This window comes from Streptomyces purpureus (assembly GCF_014648195.1).
Classification (GTDB): Bacteria; Actinomycetota; Actinomycetes; order Streptomycetales; family Streptomycetaceae; genus Streptomyces; species Streptomyces purpureus.
Window position 1 is genome coordinate 289,371 of record NZ_BMQQ01000005.1, and the last position, 25,911, is coordinate 315,281.

26 protein-coding genes and 1 tRNA gene are annotated in these 25,911 nt (G+C 71.7%); 13 read left to right on the top strand and 14 right to left on the bottom strand.

The features are described from left to right. Positions 1 to 96: 96 nt before the first annotated feature. The 4 genes from IEZ01_RS10015 to IEZ01_RS10030 all read left to right on the top strand — a co-directional run bounded on the left by IEZ01_RS10015 (position 97) and on the right by IEZ01_RS10030 (position 5,530). Entirely contained in the window at positions 97 to 1,989 is a 1,893-nt protein-coding gene (locus IEZ01_RS10015) for an alkaline phosphatase D family protein (protein ID WP_189201145.1), read from the top strand. A 103-nt stretch (positions 1,990 to 2,092) separates the two neighbouring features. Next, complete coding sequence (locus IEZ01_RS10020; protein WP_373287586.1) at positions 2,093 to 4,177, top strand: FAD/NAD(P)-binding protein; 2,085 nt, start codon at positions 2,093 to 2,095, stop codon at positions 4,175 to 4,177. 42 nt (positions 4,178 to 4,219) lie between these two features. Further along, positions 4,220 to 4,687 (top strand): DoxX family protein, encoded by a 468-nt coding sequence (locus IEZ01_RS10025; RefSeq protein WP_019885973.1) that lies wholly within the window; start codon positions 4,220 to 4,222, stop codon positions 4,685 to 4,687. A 228-nt stretch (positions 4,688 to 4,915) separates the two neighbouring features. Further along, positions 4,916 to 5,530 (top strand): DedA family protein, encoded by a 615-nt coding sequence (locus IEZ01_RS10030; protein WP_019885974.1) that lies wholly within the window; start codon positions 4,916 to 4,918, stop codon positions 5,528 to 5,530. Here the strand turns inward: IEZ01_RS10030 and IEZ01_RS10035 are convergent. After that, on the bottom strand, positions 5,490 to 5,738 hold the full coding sequence (locus IEZ01_RS10035) for a DUF2277 domain-containing protein (RefSeq protein WP_019885976.1): 249 nt from the start codon (positions 5,736 to 5,738) through the stop codon (positions 5,490 to 5,492). The genes IEZ01_RS10030 and IEZ01_RS10035 overlap by 41 nt on opposite strands. Before the next feature lie 163 nt (positions 5,739 to 5,901). On the opposite strand from IEZ01_RS10035, the gene IEZ01_RS10040 reads away from it, so the two are divergent. Both IEZ01_RS10040 and IEZ01_RS10045 read left to right on the top strand, forming a co-directional pair. Continuing rightward, positions 5,902 to 7,227: a DUF1254 domain-containing protein gene (locus IEZ01_RS10040; protein WP_189201147.1), complete on the top strand. Its 1,326-nt coding sequence runs from the start codon at positions 5,902 to 5,904 to the stop codon at positions 7,225 to 7,227. A gap of 183 nt (positions 7,228 to 7,410) precedes the next feature. Continuing rightward, complete coding sequence (locus IEZ01_RS10045) at positions 7,411 to 8,073, top strand: HAD family hydrolase (protein ID WP_028797480.1); 663 nt, start codon at positions 7,411 to 7,413, stop codon at positions 8,071 to 8,073. Here IEZ01_RS10045 and IEZ01_RS10050 read toward each other — a convergent pair. Continuing rightward, positions 8,054 to 9,115: an NsdA family TPR-like regulatory protein gene (locus IEZ01_RS10050; protein WP_229832835.1), complete on the bottom strand. Its 1,062-nt coding sequence runs from the start codon at positions 9,113 to 9,115 to the stop codon at positions 8,054 to 8,056. The genes IEZ01_RS10045 and IEZ01_RS10050 overlap by 20 nt on opposite strands. Before the next feature lie 140 nt (positions 9,116 to 9,255). Here IEZ01_RS10050 and IEZ01_RS10055 point away from each other — a divergent pair, with 140 nt between their 5' ends. Together IEZ01_RS10055 and IEZ01_RS10060 are read left to right on the top strand one after the other, a co-directional pair. Continuing rightward, complete coding sequence (locus tag IEZ01_RS10055; protein ID WP_189201150.1) at positions 9,256 to 9,648, top strand: glycine-rich domain-containing protein; 393 nt, start codon at positions 9,256 to 9,258, stop codon at positions 9,646 to 9,648. A 30-nt stretch (positions 9,649 to 9,678) separates the two neighbouring features. Then, positions 9,679 to 9,897 carry a hypothetical protein gene (locus tag IEZ01_RS10060; protein WP_019885986.1) on the top strand — a complete coding sequence of 73 codons (219 nt, stop codon included), beginning with the start codon at positions 9,679 to 9,681 and terminating at the stop codon, positions 9,895 to 9,897. Between the two features lie 143 nt (positions 9,898 to 10,040). Here IEZ01_RS10060 and IEZ01_RS10065 read toward each other — a convergent pair. Beyond that, positions 10,041 to 10,112 (bottom strand) — tRNA-Val (locus tag IEZ01_RS10065). 240 nt (positions 10,113 to 10,352) lie between these two features. On the opposite strand from IEZ01_RS10065, the gene IEZ01_RS10070 reads away from it, so the two are divergent. The 4 genes from IEZ01_RS10070 (at position 10,353) to IEZ01_RS10085 (ending at position 13,537) form a co-directional block, all read left to right on the top strand. Further along, on the top strand, positions 10,353 to 11,138 hold the full coding sequence (locus IEZ01_RS10070) for a DUF4097 family beta strand repeat-containing protein (protein WP_019885988.1): 786 nt from the start codon (positions 10,353 to 10,355) through the stop codon (positions 11,136 to 11,138). A gap of 71 nt (positions 11,139 to 11,209) precedes the next feature. Then, positions 11,210 to 12,580: a coiled-coil domain-containing protein gene (locus tag IEZ01_RS10075; RefSeq protein ID WP_189201152.1), complete on the top strand. Its 1,371-nt coding sequence runs from the start codon at positions 11,210 to 11,212 to the stop codon at positions 12,578 to 12,580. A gap of 120 nt (positions 12,581 to 12,700) precedes the next feature. Beyond that, positions 12,701 to 13,309: a DUF4383 domain-containing protein gene (locus tag IEZ01_RS10080; protein ID WP_019885992.1), complete on the top strand. Its 609-nt coding sequence runs from the start codon at positions 12,701 to 12,703 to the stop codon at positions 13,307 to 13,309. A 9-nt stretch (positions 13,310 to 13,318) separates the two neighbouring features. Continuing rightward, entirely contained in the window at positions 13,319 to 13,537 is a 219-nt protein-coding gene (locus IEZ01_RS10085; protein WP_019885994.1) for an FmdB family zinc ribbon protein, read from the top strand. A gap of 88 nt (positions 13,538 to 13,625) precedes the next feature. Here the strand turns inward: IEZ01_RS10085 and IEZ01_RS10090 are convergent, their stop codons facing one another. From IEZ01_RS10090 to IEZ01_RS10110, 5 genes are all read right to left on the bottom strand, one after another. Further along, positions 13,626 to 14,288, bottom strand: coding sequence for a response regulator transcription factor (locus IEZ01_RS10090; RefSeq protein ID WP_189201154.1), 663 nt, complete (start codon positions 14,286 to 14,288; stop codon positions 13,626 to 13,628). Beyond that, positions 14,279 to 15,430 carry a sensor histidine kinase gene (locus IEZ01_RS10095; RefSeq protein ID WP_019885998.1) on the bottom strand — a complete coding sequence of 384 codons (1,152 nt, stop codon included), beginning with the start codon at positions 15,428 to 15,430 and terminating at the stop codon, positions 14,279 to 14,281. Before IEZ01_RS10095 ends, IEZ01_RS10090 begins: the two co-directional genes overlap by 10 nt. A gap of 209 nt (positions 15,431 to 15,639) precedes the next feature. Next, positions 15,640 to 16,491 carry an HAD family hydrolase gene (locus IEZ01_RS10100; protein ID WP_019886000.1) on the bottom strand — a complete coding sequence of 284 codons (852 nt, stop codon included), beginning with the start codon at positions 16,489 to 16,491 and terminating at the stop codon, positions 15,640 to 15,642. Continuing rightward, entirely contained in the window at positions 16,488 to 18,920 is a 2,433-nt protein-coding gene (locus tag IEZ01_RS10105) for a phosphoribosyltransferase (protein WP_028797484.1), read from the bottom strand. Before IEZ01_RS10105 ends, IEZ01_RS10100 begins: the two co-directional genes overlap by 4 nt. 15 nt (positions 18,921 to 18,935) lie before the next feature. Next, complete coding sequence (locus IEZ01_RS10110; protein WP_189201156.1) at positions 18,936 to 20,099, bottom strand: HpcH/HpaI aldolase/citrate lyase family protein; 1,164 nt, start codon at positions 20,097 to 20,099, stop codon at positions 18,936 to 18,938. Positions 20,100 to 20,289: 190 nt separating this feature from the next. Between IEZ01_RS10110 and IEZ01_RS10115 the strand changes: the two genes are divergently transcribed. Beyond that, entirely contained in the window at positions 20,290 to 21,189 is a 900-nt protein-coding gene (locus IEZ01_RS10115) for a TerD family protein (protein ID WP_019886003.1), read from the top strand. Between the two features lie 23 nt (positions 21,190 to 21,212). On the opposite strand, the gene IEZ01_RS10120 is transcribed toward IEZ01_RS10115, so the two are convergent. The 6 genes from IEZ01_RS10120 to IEZ01_RS10145 all read right to left on the bottom strand — a co-directional run bounded on the left by IEZ01_RS10120 (position 21,213) and on the right by IEZ01_RS10145 (position 25,601). Continuing rightward, complete coding sequence (locus IEZ01_RS10120) at positions 21,213 to 21,950, bottom strand: TerD family protein (protein WP_019886004.1); 738 nt, start codon at positions 21,948 to 21,950, stop codon at positions 21,213 to 21,215. A gap of 109 nt (positions 21,951 to 22,059) precedes the next feature. Further along, the gene (locus tag IEZ01_RS10125; RefSeq protein WP_189201158.1) at positions 22,060 to 23,205 is read right to left on the bottom strand and encodes a DUF475 domain-containing protein; all 1,146 of its coding nucleotides are present in this window, start codon (positions 23,203 to 23,205) and stop codon (positions 22,060 to 22,062) included. Positions 23,206 to 23,253: 48 nt separating this feature from the next. After that, positions 23,254 to 23,829, bottom strand: a complete 576-nt coding sequence (locus IEZ01_RS10130) for a TerD family protein (protein ID WP_019886006.1) — start codon at positions 23,827 to 23,829, stop codon at positions 23,254 to 23,256. Positions 23,830 to 23,917: 88 nt separating this feature from the next. After that, positions 23,918 to 24,493, bottom strand: a complete 576-nt coding sequence (locus tag IEZ01_RS10135; protein WP_028797485.1) for a TerD family protein — start codon at positions 24,491 to 24,493, stop codon at positions 23,918 to 23,920. Between the two features lie 113 nt (positions 24,494 to 24,606). Further along, entirely contained in the window at positions 24,607 to 25,065 is a 459-nt protein-coding gene (locus tag IEZ01_RS10140; protein ID WP_019886008.1) for a peroxiredoxin, read from the bottom strand. 104 nt (positions 25,066 to 25,169) lie between these two features. Beyond that, positions 25,170 to 25,601, bottom strand: coding sequence for a DUF3052 domain-containing protein (locus IEZ01_RS10145; protein WP_189201160.1), 432 nt, complete (start codon positions 25,599 to 25,601; stop codon positions 25,170 to 25,172). Positions 25,602 to 25,911: the final 310 nt, after the last annotated feature.

Sequence of the window (25,911 nt, forward strand, 5' to 3'; positions counted from 1 at the left end):
CCCGGCTGAAACCTCCGGCGGGAACCTGTGGCCGGAACCTACCGTGTCCCCTCCGTCGTTCCGTACCGTACGTGCGGGGCGACGGAGGGGGACCACATGGCAGCCGGACTGCGGCTCGGGCCACTGCTCAGATACGTCGACTGGGACCGTGGTGACACCGCCACCGTCTGGGTCGAGACGGACCGGCCGTGCACCGCGAGGGTGCGGTGTGCGGATGGGGCGGGTGGCGCGATCCGTACGTTCCAGATCGCCGGGCACCACTACGCCCTCATACCGGTGACCGGCCTCACCCCGGGGTCGACGACGCCGTACGAGGTGCTGCTGGACGAGCGCCGGGTCTGGCCACCGGCCGACCACCGCTTCCCCGCCTCCACGATCACCACTCCCCCGCCCGGCCCGGCCGAGGTCAAGGTCACCTTCGGCTCCTGCCGGCTGGCCGCGCCGGCCGAGGGCGAGAAGGACCCGGAGGGGCCGGACGCGCTGGACGCCCTCGCCGCCCAGCTCGCCGCCGACCCCCGCGCCGTACGGCCCGACGTCCTGCTGCTCCTCGGCGACCAGGTGTACGCGGACAAGACCTCCAAGGCCACGCGGCGCTGGCTGGCCGCCCGCCGCGACCTGCGCGAACCGCCCGGCCCGGACGTCGCGGACTACGAGGAGTACACCCGGCTCTACTACGAATCGTGGCTCGACCCCGAGGTGCGCTGGCTGCTGTCCACGGTCCCCAGCTGCATGATCTTCGACGACCACGACGTCATCGACGACTGGAACACCAGCGCCTCCTGGGTGGCCGACATGCGCGCCACACCCTGGTGGAACGAACGGGTGCTCAGCGGGCTGATGTCGTACTGGGTCCATCAGCACCTCGGCAATCTCACCCCGGCCGAACTGGCCACGGACGAGCTGTACGCGGCGGTACGGTCCGTGCCGGACGGGACGGAGGCGCTGCGCCGGTTCGCCGCCGAGTCCGACGCGGACCCGGCCTGTGCCCGCTGGAGCTACCGGCGCGACTTCGGCCGCACCCGGCTCCTGATGGTCGACACCCGCGCGGCCCGCGTCCTCGACGAGGGCGACCGCAGGATGCTCGACCCGGCCGAGGCCCGCTGGCTGCGCGAACAGGCCCTGGCGGACCGGCCCGGGTACGACCACCTCCTCATCGGCACCTCCCTGCCATGGCTCATGCCGCCGCTCATCCACGACGCGGAGGGCTGGAACGCCGCGCTCTGCCAAGGGGTGCGGGGCGGTCCGGGCGGGCGCTGGGCGCGGTTCGCGGAGGACCTGCGGCGCCGCTCGGACCTGGAGCACTGGGCGGCCTTCCCGGCCTCCTTCGACGAACTGACCCGACTCATCGCGGAGGTGGGCAGCGGTACGGACGCCCCGGCGACGGTCTGCGTCCTGTCGGGCGACGTGCACCACGCGTACGTCGCCGAGCCGGAGTGGCCGCCCGGGCGCGGCGGGCCGGACGCGAGAGTGCTGCAACTGACCTGCTCGCCCGTGCACAACTCCATCCACCGGTCGGTGAAGCTGGGCTTCCGCTTCGGCTGGAGCCGGGCGGGTCGGCGGCTCGGGCGGGCCCTGGCCCGGCACGGCAGGGTGGCTCCGCCGCCGGTCGAGTGGAGCCGTACGGGCGGGCCGTGGTTCGGGAACCAGCTGATGACGCTGGTGCTGCGGGGCCGTTCGGCAGAGCTGTGGCTGGACCAGGCGCGGGCGGGGCGGGCGGATCGGCGGGTGGGCCGGAGGGCTGATCAGCGGACGGATACGCGGGCGGACCGGCTGGGGGATCGGAGGACGGATCGGCGGACGGATACGCGGGCGGATACGCGGGCGGACCGGCTGGGGGATCGGAGGACGGATCGGCGGGCTGATCAGGGGGCGGACCGACGGGCGGACCGGCGGGCGGATCGGCTGGTGAGGGTCGAGGCGCGGACGCTCGCGGAGGACCAGGGGGTGGGCTGTGAGGTGCCTGTGGAGATTTCCCTGCCCGGAGAGTGAGGCTCCGGCCAGAGGTTCGTCCGGCGGCTCCCCACCGGCATGATGAGCCGGAAGTCTTACTTCCAGCACCGCGCATGTCCCGGGAGTCACCGCTTTGTCCGAGCTGAGAGACGTATCGCAGCCCGTAGTTCACGTCCCGGCGACCCCGGCAGCCCCACCGGCCTCCCCCGCGCCGCCGGCCTGCTCCATCGCCCTGGTCGGGGCGGGCCCCCGCGGTACGTCGGTCCTCGAACGGCTCTGCGCCTCCGTCCCCGAGCTCGCCCCCGGCACCCCGCTCACGGTCCATGTCGTCGACCCGGCCCCGCCCGGGGCAGGCCAGGTCTGGCGGACCGACCAGTCCGGCGAACTGCTGATGAACACGGTCGCGTCACAGGTGACCGTGTACACCGACGCGAGTGTGCGCTGCGCGGGCCCGATACGCCCGGGGCCGAGCCTGTACGAGTGGGCCGCCACCACGCCGTACGCGCTCGGCCCCGACGACTACCCGCCCCGCGCCCTCTACGGCCGCTATCTGCGGTGGGCGTTCGAGCGGACGGTGGTGGGGGCGCCGTGCCATGTGACCGTACGCGTGCACCGGGCGCGTGCGGTGCGGCTGGAGGACGCGGGTGAGCCGAGTCCGTGGGACGAAGAAGGCGGGCCGCTTCAGGAGCTGACGCTCTCCGACGGGACCGTCCTGAGCGGGCTCGGCGCAGTCGTCCTCGCACAGGGGCACCTCCCGGTGCGCCCGGGGCCCGAGCAGGCCCGGCTCTCCGCGTACGCCACCCGGCACGGACTGCGCCACATACCGCCGGCGAACCCCGCCGACCTCGACCTTTCCGGCATCGAACCGGGCGAACCGGTCCTGCTGCGCGGTCTCGGCCTCAACTTCTTCGACCACATGGCGCTGTTGACCGTCGGCCGCGGCGGCACCTTCCGGCGCGACCCCGACGGACGACGGGTCTACCACCCCTCGGGCCGCGAGCCGCGCCTCTACGCCGGGTCACGGCGGGGCGTGGCGTACCGCGCGCGGGGCGACAACGAGAAGGGCGCGTCCGAGCGGCACGAGCCGCTGGTCCTGACGGACGACGTGATCGAGGTGTTCCGCAAGCGGACGGACGCGGGCGATCCGCCGGACTTCCGGCGGGAGATCTGGCCCTTGGTGGCCAAGGAGGTCGAGACGGTCTACTACGAGGCGCTGCTCCGGACCGCGCCCCCCGGCCCGAATCCGGCTCCGGCCCCGACTCGGGTTCCGGCTCCGGCTTCACCTCCGGCTCCGGCTCCGGGGGAGTTCCGGCGGCGGTTCCTGGACGCGCGCTGCGCCGCCGAAGTGGCCGCCGTCCTCGACGACTTCGGCGTCGCGGAGGCCGAGCGCTGGTGCTGGGAGCGGGTCGAGCGGCCGTACGGCGGAGAAACCTTCCGCTCCCCCGCCGAGCACCGCGCCCGGCTCCTGGCCGAGTTGCGTCAGGACGCCGCTGAGGCCGCTCTCGGCAATGTCGGCGGCCCGGTCAAGGCCGCCCTGGACGTGCTGCGGGACATCCGCAACGAACTGCGCCGGATCGTGGACCACGCAGGACTCTCCGGCGCCTGCCGCCGCGACCGACTGGACCGCTGGTACACGCCGCTGAACGCCTTCCTCTCCATCGGGCCGCCGCGCCGCCGGATCGAGGAGATGACGGCCCTGATCGAGGCGGGCGTCCTGGAGGTGGTGGGGCCACGGCTCGAAGTACGGGCGGAGGGCGGCGCGTTCGTGGCCCGGTCGCCGGACGTGGCGGACTCGACGGTGACGATCACCACACTCGTCGAGGCGCGGCTGCCCGAACCGGACCTGGCCCGTACCGGCGACGAGCTCCTCGCCCGGCTCCTGCGCTCGGGCGGCTGCCGCGTCCACACCGTCGACGGCTACGCGACCGGCGGCCTCGACGTCACCGAACGCCCATTCCATCTGATCAACCGTCAAGGGGTGCCGCACGCAAGGAGGTTTGGCGTCGGCGTGCCGACCGAGGGGGTCCACTGGGTGACCGCCGCGGGCGCCCGGCCGGGGGTCGACTCGGTGATGCTGACGGATACGGACGCCGTCGCCCGGGCCGCGCTGCGGGCTGCCGCGAGGCCCTCGACGGACGGATCGGCGCACCCGCTCCCCGCTCCCGTGGAGAGCCCGGAACGGCCGAATGTTGAACTTGCAAGTATTGATGAGGGCTGCCTAACCTGAGGATCTCGTCGGTTTCCGTCCCCCGCCGAAGGAGCCTCCCCCATGCCCCCGACTCCCCCCACGACCTCGCTGCCCGGCCGCCTGCACCAGGCCCAGCCGTACGCCCTCGGTCTCTTCCGGATCGTCATCGGTCTGCTCTTCGCCTGCCACGGCGCCGCCTCGCTCTTCGGCGTGCTCGGCGGCGCGGTGGGCGGCGGCACGGTCGAGACCGGCGCCTGGCCCGGCTGGTACGCGGCCGTGATCCAGCTGGTCGCCGGCGCGCTGGTCCTGCTCGGCGTCGGCACCCGCTCCGCCGCGTTCCTCGCCTCCGGCTCCATGGCGTACGCGTACTTCTACGCCCACCAGCCCGAGGCGCTGTTCCCGCTGCAGAACGGCGGCGAGTCCTCCGCGATGTTCTGCTGGGCCTTCCTGCTCCTCGTCTTCACCGGCCCCGGCGCCTTCGCCGCCGACCGGCTCTTCGCGGCGCGCGGCGTCACGGGCGAGGAGCGCAAGGCCCCGGCCACGGCGTAAGCCGCACGGAGCCGCCGCACGACCCAGCTCGACGACCCGCCGCACGACCCAGCTCGACGACCCGCCGCACGGCCCGCTCGACGATCCGCTCGACGACCCGCCGCACGGCCCGCTTCACGAGGCCCGGAACCGCCGACCGGTTCCGGGCCTTCGCGCGTCCCGCCCGAAAGGCCCGTGATCGCCAGGCGTACGCTGAGCGGCGGTTCTTGTACGGAACGGGGAGTCAAGGTGATCGACAGCGTGGGGTCGCTGATCGCCGGCCCATGGATCTATGCCGTGGTCGCCGTGTCGATCCTCCTCGACGTCTTCCTGCCCGTCCTGCCCAGCGGCGTGCTGGTGATCACGGCTGCCACGGCGGTGGCCACCGCCGCGCCCCTGGCCCCCGGCACCCCCTCCCTCCTCGCGCTGACCCTGTGCGCGGCCACCGCGTCCGTCCTGGGTGACCTCGTCGCGTACCGCCTCGCCTGGCGCGGCGGAGCCCGGCTGGACCGGGCGATCGCCCGCTCGCGCCGGCTCACCACCGCGCAGGAACGTCTCGGCGCCGCCCTGGCCCGGGGCGGCGGGGCCCTGGTGGTGATCGCGCGGTTCGCCCCGGCGGGCCGGTCGGTCGTCTCGCTGGGCGCCGGCGCGGCCCGGCGCCGGGTGCGTGACTTCCTGCCCTGGTCGGCGCTGGCGGGCCTGGCGTGGGCGGCGTACAGCGTCGGCCTGGGCTACTTCGGCGGCCAGTGGCTGGGCGCGACGTGGTTCGGCCTGGCGGTCTCCCTGCTCGCGCTCTTCCTCGCGGGAACCCTGGCCGTCTACGTCATACGGCGTCCAGCTCCGGCTCGGGCGCCGGTGGCCTAGCGCCCCGTATCTCCAGGCCTTCGAGCAGCCTGCGGGTGGCGTCGGTGATGTCCGCGACGGCCTGGTCGAACACTTCCCTGTTGTGCGCGGCGGGCGCGCGGAAGCCGGACACCTTGCGGACGTACTGCAAGGCGGCGGCGTGGAAGTCGTCCTCCGTGGCCTTCTCGGGCAGGGCGGGCGGTCGGAGTGTCTTGATGCTGCGGCACATGCCTCCAGTGTGACGCGGACCACTGACAATCGTCCCCCGGCGCCCGCACCCGCCCTGCGCCATCGGGGTGGCGGACGGAGGACCCGGCCGCCAGATGCGGGGTTCGGGCGCCGTTTCACGCATGGTGATCCTTCGTGCACGGGAACGCGACGGAGGGCGCACGATGATCGGTCTGTCCGAGTTGGCCACGGAGGCGTACGTCTACGGCTACCCCCTGGTCGCCGATCTGGAGATGGTGGACGCCTGCAAGCACAAGGGCTTCGGGACGCTGCCCCCGACCCCCTTCAACCGTTTCGCCCATTCCACCGAACTCGCCGGGCCGGACGCCCACTTCGTGTCGGTGAACAACGACACGCTGTACTCGGTCGCCCAGCTGGACCTGTCCGCCGGCCCGGTGCGGCTGCACGTCCCGGACACCGGCGGGGCGTACTACGTCCTGCAGTTCGTCGACGCGTGGACCAACAACTTCGCCTATGTCGGCAAGCGGGCGACCGGCACCGTCGAGGGCGAGTGGCTGATCGTGCCGCCGGGCTGGTCGGGGAGCGAGCCGGACGACGTCCGGGGCGTGATCGACGCGCCGACGACGATCGTGTCGGTGATCGGCCGGAACGTCTGCGACGGGCCGCACGACCTGGCGCGCGTACGGGAGCTCCAGAAAGGTTTCACCCTGCACGCCGGTGACACACCCGGCGAGCTTCCCGCCCCCGACCCGGACGTCCCCGAGCAGCTGCGCTTCTTCGAGCAACTGCGGGTGTGGATGGCGGACTTCCCGCCGTCGGCGCCCGACCAGGAGTACCAGGACCGCTTCCAGTCGCTGGGCCTCCTCGAGGAGGGCCGCTCGCCGTTCGTGTCGGCCGGCTCCGACCTGATCCGGGCCCTGACGGAGGGCATCGCGGCCGGCCGGGCCCGGGTGGAGACGGCGAGCCGCACCTCCGGCTCCCGCGAGCCGGGCGCCTGGCTGATGGATCCGCACCTCTTCGACTACAACCTGGACCACTTCGGCGTCGGCACCCTCGACTCCTCCCTGTGGCGCGCCCCGGACCGTACCGCCTCCTACCTGTGGCGCGCGGTCGCGGCGCGGGTGGGCCTGTGGGGCAACCACGGCTACGAGGCCGTGTACGCGCACACCTTCACCGACTCCGACAACGCCCGGCTGACCGGCGCCCACTCCTACACCCTCCGCTTCCCCGAGCCCCCGCCGGTCGGCGCCTTCTGGTCGCTGACGATGTACGACGCGCCGGACTACTACCTGGTCGACAACCCCCTGGCCCGATACTCGCTCGGCGACCGCACCCCGGGCCTGGTCCACGACGACGACGGCGCCCTGACGATCGTGATCCAGAAGGACCGCCCCTCACTCCCACCAGAGGCCGCGAACTGGCTCCCGGCCCCGGACGGCGAGTTCCGCCCGATGATCCGCCTGTACATGCCCCACGACTCGATCCTCCAGGGCGACTACCGCCTCCCACCCCTCGAACGCCGCCTCTGACGCGTGGCCTGTCAGGGAGCGGTGGCCCGCGTACGTCAGGCCGTGCCCCTCGTGGGCGGGGCGTGGTACTGGGCAAGGGTGCGGAGTTCGTGGTGGCCGTTGCCGGGACTTGGTGAGCCATGCCATGCGCCCGTCCCGGGCGGGCCCCTGACGCTTCTCGATCCGGGTCCGTAGGATCGCCGCATGATTCGAGCTGTGGTCTTCGACGTGGGCGAATGCCTGGTGGACGAGACGCGGGAGTACGGCACCTGGGCCGACTGGCTCGGCGTCCCTCGCCATACCTTCGCCGCCATGTTCGGCGCTGTGATTGCCCAGGGCCGGGATTACCGCGACGTCTTCCAGGAGTTCCAACCTGGGTTCGACCTCACACAGCAGCGCGAGGCCCGCGCCGCGGCTGGGCAACCGGAATGGTTCGGCGAGGAGGACCTGTATCCGGACGTTCGCCCCGCCCTGGCGAAGCTCCGCGCGGAAGGATTCTGGCTCGGCATCGCCGGCAACCAAACCGTCAGGGCCGGCGGGCTGCTCCGCGGCCTCTTCACCGCAGACGTAGATCTGATCGGCACCTCGGACGACTGGGGCGCCAGCAAGCCCGACATCGCCTTCTTCGAGCGCGTCACCGAGGTCGTGCCCTTCGCGAACGACGAGATTCTCTACGTCGGCGACCGCGTGGACAACGACCTCCGCCCCGGCAAGCAGGCGGGCATGCACACCGCGCTGGTGCACCGTGGTCCTTGGGCGACCATTCAATGGAAGAGCCAGGAAGCACAGACTCTCCCCACGTTCCGCATCGAGTCGCTGGAACAGCTGCCCGACCGGATCGCGGCGTTCAATTCGCGAGAGAGCTGACGACCGGCCCCCAGCCGTAAAGTCGGTCGTCCAGGTCGCGGACGTACTGCTCGTGCTGCCAAGGCACGAGCGTGCGGCGCACTTCGCGGATCCGCTCCAGGCCGGTCGCGTACCAATGAGTCTCCAGCAGCCCCAGGGCTTGCATGGCATAGGCCACCGCCGCCTGGGGCGCTCCGGCGGCTGCTTCGACCGCGGCCAGATCCCCGAGGATGACGCTTCGCTGCTTGGCATCGCCATCGGGCAGGTCGTCGAGGACGCCCAGAAGCGTCTCCCGAGCCTGCGGAAGGTGTCCGGCTTTCAGCTGGATATCGCCCTTGAACGCAGCCAGCCGGGTAGGCGTGAACCAGTCCATCCACTCTGGGGGTTGGTGTCCGGATCCGGCGGCGATGATGTCCTCACCGTGGGCGATCAGATTCAGGGCGGTACGGGTGTTTCCGCAGCGCGCCTCGCATTCCGCCTCGACTGCATCCAACCACGCGAGGAACTCCGCGCTCGCCGGCCCTCGGCGGGCGTGGGCACGGGCTGCGGTCATCCGCTCATTCGAGGCCTCGTGATTGCCGGACCAACCGGGGATGAACGCCAGGTGGGCCAGAATGGCCGCCCCAAGGAGTGCGTCGTCCGCTTCTCCTGCTGCCTGGAGGGCGCGAACCCAGGTGTCGGCGGCGCGGGCCGGCTCGCGTAGATCGAAGAACTCGATCCTCCCGGCGAGTAGCCAGGACTCGGCAAGCGCTGCGGCAAGGGTCTGCCGAGCTCTGCCGACAGTGGCGCCGAGGAGCTGCGCCCCGAGCGTGGCGTGGGCGCTGACCGCGGGATGGAGTGTGGAGGGACCGACGGTCCAGTACATCTGACGATGCGAGCGGGTCACTGATGCGTAGTCAACGGCAACGGTCGGGGGCTGAAGGGGGATGCTGGTGCGGATGGGCCCCCGGTTTGGCGGAGGGAGCAGGCTGGAGGAGCCGCGCGGTGCTTCGCCGGCGGGTACGTCGAAGCCGAGGTCTGAGAGGCATCGTGGAGGAACCAATGGCGTGTAAGAACCAGCCAGGCCGGCCCGTACCGCCGCCCTGCTCGGCCAAACCGGCCGGCGGTGCAGCACCGCAGAACGCGCGCGCCCTGCTCAGCGACTCCGCTTTCAACGCGGTGTTGCACACCGTCCTCGACAACAATCCCGGTATGGATCCCTCTATGGCCAGCCGAATCCTGGTCGAGGCCCTGAAGTTCGTGCACGCCGCCTCACTCTTCCCGACCGTGCCCATCGCCCCCACGCGCGAGGTCGATGAAGGCTGGCATGCGCTCATCCTCCACACGCACCTGTACGCGACCCTGTGCAGCCGCCTCGGCCGTACTGTCCACCACTACCCCGAGCGCCCGGACCCGTCCCGCCACGACCCCGAAGTCGTGACACGCACGGTGGCTCTGATCGAGCAGGCCGGGTACACGCCCGACGCCGAGCTCTGGACGGGCCCGGACAGGGCCCTGGTCGGTGTGGCCGCAAACTGCTCGCACACCCCCGTACCCGGCGGATGCGGCCCCATCAACCCCGGCAACTGCGCCACGCATGGCGGCGGCGAGGAATAGGCTCGTCAGCCCGCGACGGAAGGTGAGGTCATGGACGCGCACGAGGCAGCGGAGCTGCACGACGCGATGCGCCGGTACGGCATTCCGGGGGTCATCGAACCGGAGGACCCCGGGAATGCATCGGGCCCCTGGCGGGTGGTCGACCGGGACCAGGGCAGCGCCCCCCGTGACATCACCACCGCCACGCTCGCCGCAGTGGCAGCCGCCCGTGAAAGGCGACCGACTCGCGGCTTCGTGATCGCGGGCTAGCTGCCCCGATTCGGCCTCGACCGGCCCCGTCCCCCGACACCGGCCAGAAACGCTCCTCATAGGGTCGGTGAGGGGGACTCCATGCGGGCTCCAGCTACGTCGAAGGCCCCCAGCCATGATCGGCTGGGGGCCTTCGTCACCGGTGGGCGCGGACGGTTTCGAACCGCCGACATCTGCTTTGTAAGAGCAGCGCTCTACCCCTGAGCTACGCACCCGTGGAATGAGGCAACAGCGTACATGGCCCATGGGTGGGTCCCGCAAACCGATACCAGGGCCGAGGCCGGCCCGCCCCGGGGCCGATGCACGCCGCCCCCGGGCCGACGCCGCGGCCGCCCCGCGCCCCACGCCCGCCCGACCCGGGGGATAGCCCCACCCCCGGGGCGGTGGGTCGCCGGATCGTGGCGGGCGGTGAGGGGTCCGTACCGTGAGGGGACACGTCGTCGCACTTCGGGGGAATGATCATCATGGCCGCACGCCGCAACCGTACGTTCGTCACCGCCGCCGCCCTCGCGGGCGCCCTCGTCGGGATGGTCGGGCTCACGGGGTGTGGGAGCTCCGATGTGGACGCGGCGCCCGTGGAGCGGAAGACGTTCGCGTTCTCCGGGGAGAGCCTCGCCGTCGACGCCGACAATTCCCAGCTCACGATCGTGGCGGCCGACGTCAAGGACGTGCAGGTCAGTCGGCAGGTCGACGGGTGGGTGTTCATGGGGGAGGGGCCCGAGAGCAGCTGGAAGCTGGAGGGCGGGAAGCTGACTCTGCGGACCGACTGCACGGGGATCGCCAGTAACTGCGATGCGCGCCATGAGGTGAAGGTGCCGCGTGGGGTGGCCGTGAGCGTGGAGGACGACAACGGGAGCGTGACCGCCGACGGGTTCACCACCGCGCTGAAGCTGAAGTCGGACAACGGCGAGGTGACGGTGCGCAATTCCTTCGGGCCGCTGGAGCTGACCAGCAACAACGGCTCCGTCCTCGTCGAGCGGTCCGGTTCGAGGAGCGTGATCGCGCACAGTGACAACGGGGAGGTACGGCTGAAGCTGACCGCCGTGCCCGACCGGGTGGAGACGACCAGCGACAACGGCCGGGTCGACATCGAGCTGCCCGGCAAGGGCGTCGCGTACGCGGTGAACGCGAAGAGCGACAACGGCGAGGTCGACGTCGACGTGCCGACGGACAAGGGCAGCGCGCATGTGGTGACGGCGCGCAGCGACAACGGCGAAGTCTCCGTGCGAACCGCGAACTGAAGGGCTCGTGTGTTCGTCCTACCTGGTGGGAGAATGACCGGGGCAGGGCGGACACAGCACGGGAGAGGGATGTGGCGGCGACCCACGCGAAGGCACAGTCGAGCAGGGGCGTCACCGGTGCCGTCGGGGATCTCCTCGGGCTGAGCCTGCTTCTCGTGCCCCTCGCGCTGGCCGCCGTGCCGGGCGCGTTCGCCGGCGGGGGTACGCGGCGCTGGTTCGGCGGGCGTGGCGAGAACCAGCGGGCCGACGCCCAGGCCGCCAAGGACGCTGCCGCGGCGGCGTTCTACGAACTGGACACCGCGCAGCGGGATCTGCGGATCTCGATCGAGACGATCACCGCCGTGGACAGTTCGCCGGGTGCGCGGCGCGCGGTGGAGGATTTCGCGGCGCTCGGGCGGCGTATCGACGAGGTCAGTCATGCGTACATCACCGCCGTCGACGCGCACGACCTGGACCGGGACGATCTGGAGAGCTCGGTCGCCGCGCGGGCCCGGACGGAGCTGACGCGGGCCAAGGACGATCTCGTACGGGTCAAGGGCGAGCTGGACCGGTTCGAGCAGGGGCTCGCGCCGCTGCTGGACAAGGCCGAGACGCAGCTGGCCCGGCTCGCGCCGGCGGTCGAGCGGGCGCGACAGGCGCTCCGGAACGCGAGCACCGCTCTCGATTCGGTGCGGGGCTCCGGACTGAGAGCGGACGATCTCGCCGGGCGGCTCGCCGCCCTCGCCCCCGAGCTGACCAAGCTCAACGAAGGTGCAGGCCGCCACGGCGTCCCCGAGACCCTCCACCGCGCCGACCGAGTCCTGCGGGACGCCGAGGCCGTACGGGCGGAGGCCGAGCGGCTCCCCGAGCGCGCCGCCGAGACCGACCGGCGCCTGGTCTCGCTGCGGACCCGCGCCCAGGCCCTCGACACCCGCGCCACCACCGTCGAGCCCGTCCTCAGCGAGCTCCGCCGCCGCTTCACCGCCGCCTGCTGGCAGGACCTCCAGCACGTGCCCGAGCAGGCCCTGAGCACCGTCCGGCAGGCCGAGGAGAAGCTCCAGGAAGCCGCCAAGGCCCGCCAGGAGCAGCGCTGGCCCGACGCCACCGCGCTCCTGTCCACCGTCCGCGCCCTGCTCAACGCCACCGACGAGGCCGTCTCCGCGGCCGGGGAGCGGCTGCGGCGGCTCGACGGCGTCGCCAAGGACCCGCAGCAGGAGATCGACCGCACCCGCTTCGCCATCCGCGACGCCCAGCGCCTGGCCATGGCCGGCCGCCACACCCCCGACCCCCGCCACGCCCGGCCCCTCGACGACGCCGTGGCCCGCCTGGAGCGGGCCGTCGTCGGCCTGGAGGGCCGCCACCCCGACTACTGGCGCTTCCTGACCGAGACCGCGGCCGTACGGGACGCGGCCGCCCGGGTCGTCGAGCTCATCCGGGACGAGCGCGGCCGCGGGCAGGGCTGAGGGAGGCGGAAAGGCCCGGGATGACGGAAGCGGCAAGACGGCGGGGCCACGGCTGAAGTTGTTGGGCAGGCACGCCCGGCCGATCCTGGAAGTACCCCGTAGGCCTGCCAGGGAGGGCCCATGAGCCAGGTACCGCACGTCCGCCCCGCCCGCCACGTCCGGCTCGACGAGCACCTCCCCGTCGACCACCGGCTGAGCAAGGTCTACCGCGTCGGCGCCGGGCTCACCGGACTCGTCCTGCTCGCCTTCGGCATCCTCGGCCTGATCGACCGGATCGGCTTCTTCGACACCGGTGGTGACACGGTCGCCGGCCTCAACACCAACGGCGCGCTGAGCGTGCTGTCGATCTGTGTGGGCGGGCTGCTCTTCGTCGGGATGATCATCGGCGGGAACTTCGCCTCCACCCTCAACATGGTGCTCGGCATCGCCTTTATCCTCAGCGGCTTCGCCAACCTCGCCCTCCTTGAGACCGGGCTGAACTTCCTGGCGTTCCGGATCCAGAACGTCCTCTTCAGCTTCGTGGTGGGCCTGATGCTGATGGTCTTCGGGATGTACGGCCGGGTCAGCGGGACGCTCCCGCACGACAACCCCTACTGGCAGGCCCGGCATCCGGAGGAGGCCGAGGGCGAGCGGCGCGGACGCCACCACCACAAGGTCCCGTCCGACGCCCAGCGCACCGGCCACGCGGGTGTACGGCGCGAGCGGACGGACGCTGGACAGCGCCGATAGCCTGTCGGCATGCCTCGTTACGAATACCGCTGCCGCAGCTGCGGCGACACCTTCGAGCTGAACCGTCCCATGGCCGAGTCCGGCGCCCCCGCCGCCTGCCCGGCCGGTCACGACGACACCGTCAAGCTGCTCTCGGCGGTCGCCGTGGGCGGCACGGCCACCGGCCCCGCGCCCGGCTCGGGCGGAGGCGGTGGCGGGGGCTGCTGCGGCGGCGGCTGCTGCGGCTAGCCCAACCCGCGCCGCCCCGGCCCGCCGCCGTCCCGTCCCGCCCCGCGCCGACCCGACTCGCGCCGCCCCCGGACGCCGGGCCCGGCCCCTACGTGCCGAGGTAGCGGAGCACGGCCAGGACCCGGCGGCTGTAGCCGGTCGTCCCGGTCAGCTCCAGCTTGTCGAAGATCGCGTTGATGTGTTTCTCGACCGCGCTCTGCGACACGTGCAGCCGCCCGGCGATCGACGCGTTCGTGTGCCCCTGCGCCATCTCTCCGAGGACGTCCCGCTCCCGTGCGGTCAGCCGGGACAGCGGATCGGTGTGGGTGGAGCGGGCGAGCAGGCGCCGTACGACCTCCGGGTCGAAGGCCGCCCGCCCCTCCCCCACCCGCTCCAGGGCGTCGAGGAACTCGTCGACCTGCGCCACCCGGTCCTTGAGCAGGTAGCCGACGCCGCCCGCCCCGGACCCGCCGGCCGGTTCGCCGGTGAACAGTTCGGTGGCGTACCGATTCTCCACGTACTGCGACAGCACCAGCACGCCCACCCGTGGGTGGCCGCGGCGGATCTCCAGGGCGGCCCGCAGTCCCTCGTCGGTGTGGGTGGGCGGCATCCGCACGTCGGCGACGACCACGTCCGGGCAGTCGGCGGCCACCGCGGCGAGCAGCTGCTCGCCGTCGCCGACGGCGGCCAGCACCTCGTGGCCCTCCTCGGCGAGGAGCCGTACGAGCCCCTCGCGCAGCAGCGTGGAGTCCTCGGCGATCGTCACGCGCACGGCAGCTCCGCCCGTACGGTCGTCGGCCCGCCGGCCGGGCTGTCGACCGCGAAGCGGCCGTCGAGCGCGGCGACCCGCCCCGCGAGCCCTGCCAGGCCGCCGCCCGCCGGGTCGGCCCCGCCCGTGCCGTCGTCGGTCACCCGTACGCTCACCATGTCCCCCTCGCCGCGCAGTTGTACGGTGATCCGCGTCGCGTCCGCGTGTTTGACGACGTTGGTGACGGCCTCCGACACGACGAAGTACGCGACGGTCTGCACCGTCCTCGACAGGTCCCTCGGGAGCTGTCCGTCCTCACCGTATGTCAGGCTCACCGGCAGTGGGCTGCGTTCCGCGACCGCCTCCAGGGCGGCCCGCAGGCCGGCCTCGTCGAGCACGGTCGGATGGACGCGCCAGGCCACTTCGCGCAGTTCGGTCAGGGCCTGGCGGCTCTCCTCATGGGCCTGGAGCAGCAGTTCGGCGGTGCGCTCGGGGTCGCGGCTGCGCCGGGCGCGGCCGATGAGCATGCCCAGGGCGACGAGCCGCTGCTGCACCCCGTCGTGCAGGTCCCGTTCGATACGGCGCCGTTCGTCGTGGACGACGTCCATCACCTCGGCCCGGCTGGCGGCGAGTTGGGCGATCCGCCGCTCCAGCTCGTCGTGGTGGCTGGGGCCGAGGAGGTGCCGGGCGAGGCGGTCCTCACCGGCGGCGAGCCCGAAGATGCCCTGGAGGGAGAGGAGGAGCAGCAGCAGGCCGGCGAGGCTGCCGAGGACGACGTCGGCGACGTTGTCGATGTGGATGAGCAGCCAGCCGTACAGCGGGAAGGCGCCGTAGGCGACCCCGGCCAGGACGCAGAGCAGCACCACTCCGCCAAGCAGGCCGAGCGGGACGCGGGCGGCGAGATAGCGCAGGGCGCGTCCGTCGCCGTAGGCCTGGGCGCCCCGGACGCCGAGGAAGCGGTCGAGCCGCCGCCCCTCCAGGCGGGCCAGCGCTCCGGCCGTCGCGCCGAGCGGGCCCCAGGCGGCGTGCCGGCCGCGTGGCGAGGCCGCGAGGAGCAGCAGGAGCACCCCGGCGGCCAGCAGGAACAGCAGCTCGACGAGGGCCGTGGCGGCCCCGAGGGCGAGCCCGGCCGCGTATCGCGCACCGCGCGCCACCACGTCCTTCATGATCCTCACGCTAACCGGCGGGGCGGCCCGCCCACACTGCGGAAAACCGCACCGTTCCGTGCGGCCGCCCGCGGTCCGCCGGGGGCCTCGGATCCCTGGCGTGGGAGCCATGGAACGTCGCGCTGTCCGGGGCGGGGGCGCTGCCGGGCCGGGACCGGGTGGTCACGATGGCGGCGCGCCCTGCCCCGGTCTGAGCCATACGACGGGGCTCAGACCAGGCCCACCGCCGCCGGGGCGTCCGGTTCCGCCGGGCGCCAGGCGCGGCCCGTGGCGGCGAGGCGGCGGAGGATCTCCTCGCCGGCCGCGACGCCCCGTTCGGTGAGGACGTCCAGGTGGGGGGCGGTCCAGGCGGAGTCGGCGAGTTCACCGTGGCCCGGGCGCCAGGCGCGGTCTGCCGCCAGGAGCAGATCGGCGTCGAGAAGGGAGTCACCGGCGGCGAGGGTGAGCGTGGCGCCGCAGCGGCGGGCGACCTCGCGCATCGCGGCGCTCTTGGTGAGCGGCTTGGGGACGGCGTAGACCTTGCGGCCCTGGAGCGAGACCGTCCAGCCGCGCTCGCCGGCCCAGGCCGAGAACTCCGCCAGCCACTCCCCCGGCAGCAGGTCCCGCTCGACCACGAGGTAGGTGAACACGTCCTCGGCGACCCGGTGTTTGCGTACCCAGGACGGGTCCGTGGTCGCGAAGAGCCGGGCCCGTACGTCCGCGAGGGGCGCGCACTCGGCGGCCAGGCGGCGGACGACGGAGGCGTGCCAGTCGTGGTCGGTGACGCCGTCGACGAGGAGATGGCCGCCGTTCGCGCAGATCGCGAACCGGGGTGCGGGGCCCGGGAGCTGGATGCGCTGGTACTGCTTGCGGGTGCGGGTGGTGGTGGGCACGAAGACGGTGTCCGCGGCGAGTTCGGCGAGCAGCCCGGCGGCGTCCTCGGTCATGTAGGACAGCGGCTTGCTCTCGTGCACCTCGACGCAGAGCAGGCGGGGGGCCTGGGCGTCGGGCATGGCGAGGGCGAGGGCCGCGGAGGAGTAGATCAGCGTGCGGTCGAGGTCGCTGGCGACGAGGACGGTCATGCGTGGGTCACCGCCTTGCCGTCGGCGCCGGTGGCGCCCCGGGTGTAGTGGGGGTGGATCAGTCCGACGCAGGTGTACGGGAGGCCGTCGACCTCCTCGATCGGTACGCCGCGCTGCTGGGCCAGGAGCCGTACGTGGTCGAGGTCGGCGCCGGCGCCGCGCTGGGCGAGGATCTTCCAGGGGACGCGGCGCAGCAGGACCCGGGTGGTCTCGCCGACGCCGGGCTTGACCAGGTTGACGTCGTGGATGCCGTACTCCTCGCTGATCCGCTCGACGGCGGCCCAGCCTTCCCAGGTGGGGGTGCGGTCGGTGCCGAGCAGCTCCTTGACGTCGGCGGCGACGGCGTCGGCGACCTCGTCGAAGCGGGCGGCGACGGTGTCGAGGAAGTGGTTCGACAGGTCTGCGCCGGCGAGCTCGCGGTAGAACTTCCCGCCGTGGAAGTCGTGCGGTCCGACGAGGTCGGCGCGCAGGACCGTACGCGATATGAGGCCGGAGACGGTGGAGTTGAGGCAGGCGGAGGGGATGAGGAAGTCCTCGCGGGTGCCGTAGACGCGCACGCAGGAGCCGGGGTCGGCGAGGACCGCGATCTCCGGGTCGAAGCCGTCGAAGTCCTTCAGCGCCTCGGCGAGTTCGCGGGTGATGGCGCCCTTGCCGGTCCAGCCGTCGACGAAGACGACGTCGGCGGGGTTGTGGTGGGCGGCGAGCCAGCGCAGCGCGTTGGCGTCGATGCCGCGGCCGCGCACGATGGAGACGGCGTAGTGCGGCAGGTCCAGGCCGTGGCGGTGCAGGGCCCAGCGGCGCATCAGCACCCCGACGGGCGTGCCGGCTCGGGCGAGCGAGACGAGCACGGGGCGCGGCTCGTGGGGGTCCCTCCCAGGCCGAAGGCGCTGGGGGAGCTCGGCGAGGACGGTCTCGGTGACGGTGCCGACGGCGCGGGCGATCCGGGCGGCGGAGGTCTCCAGGGCGGCGTGGAAGAGCTGCTGGTACTGCGGGCTGGGCTGGTACTCGACGGGCAGCGACTCGGCGTAGTGGGCGCCACCGCTCTGGATGGCCTCCTCGCGCTCCTCGGTGGGGGCCTCCAGTTCGACGTCCGAGAGGTCCTGGAGCAGCCAGCCGACCTCCTCGGGGGCGTACGAGGAGAACGCGGGGCCGCGCAGGGGCTCGGGCAGCATCGGGGCACCTTGAGGTCGTGGGACGTACGACGGGACGACCGCGAGGACGACCCGGGGTATGTGCGTGGTGAGCTGGTGGAGCAGGCCGCCGGGGGCGTGCAGGGCGGGCGTGTCGGCGGCGGAGTCGACGACGAGGACGACGGCGTCGAAGCCGCCGCCCGCGACGTTGTAGGCGTACCGCTCGCCGGGGCCGTCGGCCGGGTCGTCGTGGGCGGGGAAGACGAGCCGGGTCCGGATGGCGTACCCGGGGTCGTCGACGGCGAGGACGGGCGAGCGGGTGGTGGTGGAGTAGCGCACGTCGGCCCCGCGCTCCTCCAGGGCGACGGCGAGGGCGAGCGGCGCGTACATGAGCTCCTCGAAGCCGAGGACGAGCGTGCGCCCCGCCCCGTCGAGGGCCTCGGCCAGCCGGGCCGCCATCCCGGGCAGGGCCCGCTCCAGCCGGGTGCGGTGGGCCTGGGTGAAGCCGTGCCGTCCTCCGTCCGGAAGACCGTCGGGCCAGTCGAGGTCGACGCGTACGGCCGCCCCGGCGAGCGTCCGGCCCTCGGGGAGGGGCTGCGGCTGCCGCTCGTACGACTCGACCAGTGCCCGGCCCTTCTCCAGGACGCCGTCCGGGAGGCGGACCGTGCCCGCCGCGAGGGTCAGCAGGTCGATGGTGGCGCCGGTCTCGGCCGCGAAGGCGGTCAGCCGGGCGTGGTCCTCGGGGGCGCGCATGTCGACGAGGGCGACGATCACATAGCGGTCGCGGGGGTAGCGGCGGTGCAGGTCGCGGATGGTGTTGAGGACGGTGTTGCCGGTGGAGAACTCGTCGTCGACCAGGACCAGCGGGCCGGTGCCGGCGAGCAGCGCCGGGTCCTCGGGGAGCAGCAGGTGGGAGGTGGCGTGGGAGTGGGACTCCTCGAAGCCGCCGGCGGGGGTGAGGCCGGGCACGGGGCGGCGGGTGGAGTGGAGGTAGGGGGCGGCGCCGACGCCGTCGGCGACGGCGTGGCCGAGGCCCGTCGCGGTCTCCGCGTAGCCGAGGACGACGGCGGCCGCCGCGTCGGCGCCGAGCAGCTCCCCGACCCGTACGCCCAGGTCGTACCCGGCGCGGTGGACCACGCCGGGGCGCTGCGGCACATGCTTGCCGAGGATGTTCGACACGAGCAGATGGGCCCGCTTGGGGTTGCGCCGCAGGGCCAGGCCCAGCAGCTCCGGCAGCCGGTCGTCACCGGTCAGTTCGACGCCCAGCCGCTCGGCGACCCACGTTCCCGTCCACACCACGTCGTCCAGTCCCCTTCAGCCGGCCAGTCCGGCGGTGAGCAGTTCCACGAAGCCGACGTCTTCCTTGGCGACGCCGAAGACCTCGGCTCTGCGCAGGGTCCGTTCGGCCCAGGCGCGGTGCGGCTTCACTTCGTTCATTTTGTTCGTGTACGCGGAGCGCAGCACCCCGCCGCCGCCCCGCTCGGGCCGCAGGATGTCCTGTGCGTCGCTGTACTCCTCGTGGCTGACCACGGACAGGGCGTGCACGGGCAGGACGTGCGAGGGGTGGATGCAGGTCTTGCCGAGCAGGCCGTTGGCGCGGTCGAGCTCGATCTCGCGGAGCAGTCCGTCCATGTCGTGCTCGATGAGCGCGGTCCGCAGCTCCTCGGCGCGGCCCTCCATGAAGGGGCTGCGGCGCAGCTGCGGCTTGAACATGCGCTCCTGGAGGCGGAAGTACTCCCAGACGGGCCCGGTGATGGTGAAGCCGGTGCCGTCGGAGCGGCCGAGGACGTTGACGACGTCGGCGATGACATGGGCGACGAGCTGGACGTCGTAGGCGGTCATGTCGGGCGAGCGGCGCAGGCCGTAGGCGGAGCAGAAGTCGGTGACACCCAGGCGCAGGGCGAGGACCCGGTCGCGGTACTTGTCGACGGTGCGGGCGATCCCGGCGAGGGTCGCGGCGCGGGTTTCGAGGTGGAGCAGCTCGGGCGATTCGAGGACGGGCATGGCGAAAAGGCGCCGCCCGGCCTCGGTCTCGGCGAGGGCGAGCGCCTCCATGAACGGGACGCCGCGTTCCTCGGTGAACTTCGGCAGGACGAATCCGGACAGGTGCCGGACAGTGGGGCCGAGTCTTCGGGCCAGGTCCGGCATCTGGAGCGGGTCGCGCACCCGGATGAAGAGCAGGGGCGATTCCGCGCCACGGGAGTCGAGGTCGGCGAACTGCCGGACGAGGTTGGCCTCGGCCGCCTCCACGTCCCGGTCATCGATGGAGTCCTCCAGGCAGAGCACCATCGACACGACGCCCCGTGCGGTCTGCTTGAGCACGTCGTCGGCGAGGTGAGGCCTGGTCGCGGGCGAGTAGAGGGTGGCTCCGAGAGCGGCCGCCAGGGTGCCCGCCGGAGAGTCCGAGTCGAACTCACCGGGCTCCTGATGGAAGAGCCCGGCTCTGGCAGAGGATGAGATATGCCCGAAATGACGCATGCGAATCCCCCGAACTGCCGTGACGGCCCTGACAACATGTGGCCGGTAATAGTACGTAGGGACGGGTGTCAAGAGTTCCCCGTGTCCGTGAAATTCAGGTGACCCGTCTGCTTCGCCTCAGTGTCCTGAGCGTAGGCCACGGCGGAGCTCGGGTGCCCCGCGTTGTCCGCGGGGCCTGCGGGAAGGCAGGATGACCGGCATGACGCACGCGATGCTGAAGGGCTCGAACGTCCCTCTTGACGCCGCGGCCGTACGGGCCGTACTGCGCTGGACCCCGGGCGCCGGCGTACCCGACGTGGACGCCTCCGCCCTGCTGCTCGGCACCGACGGCCGTGTGCGCTCCGACGAGGACTTCGTCTTCTACAACCAGCCGCGCCACCCCTCCGGTCTGGTGCGCCGGCTGTCCAAGAAGCGGGTGGCCCAGGCGCTGACCGACACCGTGGAGGCGGATCTGGCGGCGCTCGACCCGTCCGTCGACCAGGTCGTGCTCGCGGCCTCGTCCGACGGGGACACCTTCGAGCACGTCCACGACCTGCGGATCATGCTGTACGACGCGGGTGCGGCCGACGGTGAGCCGCTGGCCGTCTTCGACGTGAAGGCGGAGACCGGCGAGGAGACGGCGATCATCTGCGGGGAGCTGTACCGGCGCGGGGAGGGCTGGAAGTTCCGCGCGGTCGGTCAGGGCTATCCGACGGGTCTGGTCGGCCTCGCGACGGCGTTCGGCATCTCGGTGGACGAGGGCACGCAGGACGGCGAGGGCTCCGCGGCCGCGGCCCCCGAGGGCGCCACCACGCAGGCCCCGGCCCCCGCTCCCGTACCGGGCGCCGACGACGCCACCGCTCATCTGCCCGCCCCGCCTCCGCAGCCCCCGGCGCCGGTCGGGGTGCCGCCGCAGCCGACCAGCCCGCCCGGGCCCGCCTACGGCTATCCGCACGCCGCCCCGGAGGCTCCCGCCCCCGCCTACGGCTACCCGCAGCCGTCGTCGGCGGGTCCCGCGTACGGCTATCCGCAGCCCGCCGCGGCGGCCGCCCCGGCACCGGACCCGAACTTCACGCTGCCCCCGATGGGCCCGCAGTTCGTCCGCCCGTAAGGGCGCACCGCCCGCCACGGCGCTCAGTTCTTGGCCTTGTAGCCGCGCCCCCACTGCAGGCCCCAGCCGTACAGCCGGTCCAGCTCGGCCTGGAAGCCGTAGACGAACCTCACCTCGCGCCGGACGATCAGCTCGCCCTTGACGTTCTCCACGCAGAACACGGCGCAGGAGCGGGCCTGGGGCGCGCGCTCGTCCAGCTCTATCTCGATCCGGGGGCCGTTGCTCGGGTAGAGCGTCATCTTGGCGTGCGTCCGGTCGAAGGCCGGGGTCTGGTCGTAGATGTAGACGAAGAACAGCAGCCGCTTGATCTCGTCCCGGTGGTCGAGGTTGACGAATATCGTCTCGCCCGAGGGGGCGCCGAACCGGTCGTCGCCGCTGAGCTTCACGTACGGCGCCGCGTTCAGGTCGCCGAAGAAGCCGCCCAGCGGCTGGACGACGCCCTTGCTGCCGTCGGCGAGCTCGTACAGGCAGCCGATGTCCAGGTCGACGTTGACCACGCCCTGGGTGTGGGCCTGGACGACGTCGGGCTTGAAGAGCTTCGCGGGGTTGCGCAGCAGTCGGCCGCTCTGCTTGGAGCGGCCCTCGATGTCCGAGGTGCGCATGCGCCAGGAGAGGTTCACCCGCAGATTGCCGGTGGCGGCGCCCTGTTTGGTCAGGGAGACCGAGGGGCGGCGTTTGGTGAGGTCGATGGAGTTGCTCGCGGCGCTGCCGGAATCGAACTGCGCCGCCCTGCCCTGAAACAGGCTGTCCCAGAAGGCCATGCCCCCACCCCCCTCTGCCCCGCTCCGGCGGGGTCCCCTGCGGATGTGCCGACGGGGCGGCCGGGTGCACCGGCCGCCCCGTCAGAAGCGTTCCTCGTCGGCGGGGCCGTCACACCCCGGAGGACACGTCGGCCTTGTCGCCCGAGGAGTCAGCTTTTCCCTCGGCCTGCGCGAGCCGCTTGTTGCGGACCAGCGAGGACCAGAAGGAGAGGGCGATCAGCACGACACCGATGGTGCCGGTGATGAGCTCGCTGATCTCGTGCTGGATGGTGATGACCAGGATGACGGCGAGCGCGCCGATGGCGTAGTGGGCGCCGTGCTCCAGGTAGACGTAGTCGTCCAGGGTGCCCTGGCGGACCAGGTAGACCGTGAGCGACCGGACGTACATGGCACCGATACCGAGGCCGAGCGCCATCCAGAAGATGTGGTTGGTGATGGCGAAGGCGCCGATGACACCGTCGAAGGAGAAGGAGGCGTCGAGGACTTCCAGGTACAGGAAGAGGAAGAACGCCGCCTTTCCGGCGAGACCGACCGCCGAGACCGGCTTGCCCTCGGCCTTGGCCTTCTCCTCCTCCTCGTGCTCGCGCTCCTCCTCCTCTTCCAGCTTGTTCTCGAAGAAGCCGGAGAGACCGCCGACGATGAGGTACGTGATCAGACCGGCGACGCCGGAGAGCAGCACGGTCGCGGACTTGTCCTGGTAACCGGTGCTGGTGTGCGCGTGGGTGGCGAAGGTCATCGCGGTGACGAGCAGGACGATCAGCGCGATGCAGACCGACAGCATGTCGACCTTGCCGAGCTTGGCCAGCGGCCGCTCCAGCCAGCCGAGCCACTTGATGTCCCGCTCCTCGAAGATGAAGTCGAGGAAGATCATCAGGAGGAACATGCCACCGAAGGCGGCGATGGCCGGGTGGGCGTCGGTCACCAGGGCCTCGTACCGCCCGGGATCGTCCATGGCGAGCTGGACGGCCTCGATGGGGCCGACCTTGGCACTGATGGCGACGATGGCGACGGGGAAGACCAGCCGCATGCCGAACACGGCGATGAGAATGCCGATCGTCAGGAAGATCTTCTGCCAGAAGGCATTCATCTTCTTGAGGATGCCGGCGTTGACGACCGCGTTGTCAAAAGACAGCGAGATCTCGAGGATCGACAGGATCAGTACGACCCCGAACGCCTCCCACCCCCACTGCCACGCGGCGAAGGCCAGGCCGAGCGCAGTGACTGCGAACGACCAGCCGAAGGTTTTCAGGACCACTGGCTACCCAATCGTTGTGTACGGGGCTCCCCCGCGCCGTACCCGGCTTTACGAAACGTTGACCCCGAAGTCTAGAGCGATGCCCCGGAGCCCCGACGCGTACCCCTGGCCGACGGCGCGGAACTTCCACTCGCCGCCGTACCGGTACAGCTCACCGAAGATCATCGCGGTCTCCGTCGAGGCGTCCTCGGAGAGGTCGTACCGGGCGAGCTCCTGGCCGTCCGCCTGGTTCACCACACGGATGAAGGCGTTGCTGACCTGGCCGAACGTCTGGCCGCGGTTGTCGGCCTCATGGATCGAGACCGGAAAGATGATCTTGTCGACATGGGCCGGCACCTTCACGAGGTCCACGATCAGCGACTCGTCGTCGCCGTCGCCCTCGCCCGTCAGGTTGTCGCCGGTGTGCGTCACCGAGCCGTCCGGGCTCGTCAGATTGTTGTAGAACACGAACCACTCGTCGCCCAGCACCCGGCCGGACTGGCACAGCAGCGCGCTGGCGTCGAGGTCGAAGTCCGCCCCGGTGGTCGAGCGCGCGTCCCAGCCGAGCCCGACCAGGACCTGGGTGAGGTTGGGTGCGGCCTTGGAGAGGGAGACATTGCCTCCCTTGGCGAGTGTGACGCCCATGCGATGGATCCTCCCCGGTCAGGTGTTACTCGAAGGCGCGTCCGGCGCCGCACTCAGGTGCGGCGCCGGACGGTTCTGGTGTGGCGGCTCAGACGTTGACGCCGAAGTCCTGCGCGATGCCGCGCAGGCCCGAGGCGTAACCCTGGCCGACGGCACGGAACTTCCACTCCGCGCCGTTGCGGTACAGCTCGCCGAAGACCATGGCGGTCTCGGTCGAGGCGTCCTCGGAGAGGTCGTACCGGGCGATCTCCGTGCCACCGGCCTGGTTCACGACGCGGATGAACGCGTTGCGGACCTGGCCGAAGGACTGCTGGCGGTTCTCGGCGTCGTAGATCGACACCGGGAACACGATCTTGGCGACGTCGGCCGGGACGCCGGCCAGGTTGACCTTGACCTGCTCGTCGTCGCCCTCGCCCTCACCGGTGAGGTTGTCACCGGTGTGCTCGACCGAGCCGTCCGCGCTCTTCAGGTTGTTGAAGAACACGAAGTCCTGGTCGTTGCGGACCTTGCCCTCGGCGTTGACCAGGATCGCGCTGGCGTCGAGGTCGAAGTCCGTACCGGTGGTGGTACGGATGTCCCAGCCCAGACCGACGGTGACATCCGTCAGGCCCGGGGCCTCCTTGGTCAGCGAGACGTTGCCGCCCTTGCTGAGGCTGACTCCCACGAGTCCCTCCATTGGTTTTTCAGGGGCAGCGCCCCCGTCGTGCGTTGGCATCGGATCAACGAGTGGATCCTAGTGACGGGTTCCCCGTCGAAACAGACACTTCGCCCAGATGTTCAGAGGGTGTCGAGCGCCTTCACGTAGTCGTTCAGGTCGCGGGCGTCCGGCAGCTCGTTGACGACGGTCCAGCGGACCGTGCCCTCCTTGTCGATGATGAAGGTGCCGCGCACCGCGCAGCCCTTGTCCTCGTCGAAGACGCCGTACGCGCGCGACGCCTCGCCGTGCTTCCAGAAGTCGGAGAGCAGCGGGTACTCCAGGCCCTCCTGCTCGGCGAAGACGCGCAGGGTGTGAATGGAGTCGTTGGAGACCGCGAGCAGCTGGGTGTCGTCGTTGACGAACTTGGGGAGCTCGTCGCGCAGGGCGCACAGCTCACCGGTGCAGACGCCGGTGAAGGCGAAGGGGTAGAAGAGCAGCACCACGTTCTTCTCGCCGCGGAAGTCCGAGAGCCTCACGGTGCGGCCGTGGTTGTCCTTGAGCTCGAAGTCCGGGGCCTTGGTGCCGACCTCGATCGCCATGTCAGACGCTTCCCTTCACTGGGCCGAAGTAGTGAAGACCCAGACTACGCACAGAGCCCCCGCCGACGGAGGTCGGCGGGGGCTCCTGATTGCTTGGGGAAGGCTCAGCGGCGGCCGGCCTTGGGGGCGACCAGGCGGCTGCCCGACCACTCCTTGGCCACGCTGATGCTCTTCGTCTGGGAGAGACCCGCGGTCTGGGCGGCGTCGCTGATGTCACTGGGCTCGATGTAACCGTCCCGGCCCGTCTTGGGCGTCAGCAGCCAGATGACCCCGCCATCCTCGAGGAGACTGATGGTGTCCACCAGGGCATCCGTGAGGTCGCCGTCCTCGTCCCGGAACCAGAGCACGACGCCGTCTGCGACGTCGTCGTACTCCTCGTCGACGAGATCCTGGCCGATGATGGCCTCGATGCCTTCACGGAGCTCGTGGTCGACGTCGTCGTCGAAGCCGATCTCCTGGACCACCTGTCCGGGCTCGAACCCCAGCCTCGCTGCCGGGTTGGTCCGCTCCTCCGCGTGGTCCGCGGTCGCGCTCACGGCTTGCCTCCTGATCGTTTTCGGAATAGTGCTGCGGGCCGCGCGCGTACGCGCGGCGTTGGCCGTAGTCCACACGGGCTGGGCGGATCGCGCAAGTACCCGGCCGTCGAGACCGCCGAAACGGTGACGTTTGGGGCCGTCTCGCCGCAACTTCAGCCTCTGCGGTGAGTGGCCCTCGTGATCCATGCCACACCACTTGCCCATGTTTGTCGCGTTCTACGGTAAGGCCGGGGGCCACGTAAGGAACCCGTACGGGTCCCGTGGGGATCGAGTGCACCTTCCAAAGTCGAACCGGCCGACGAAACAGCTG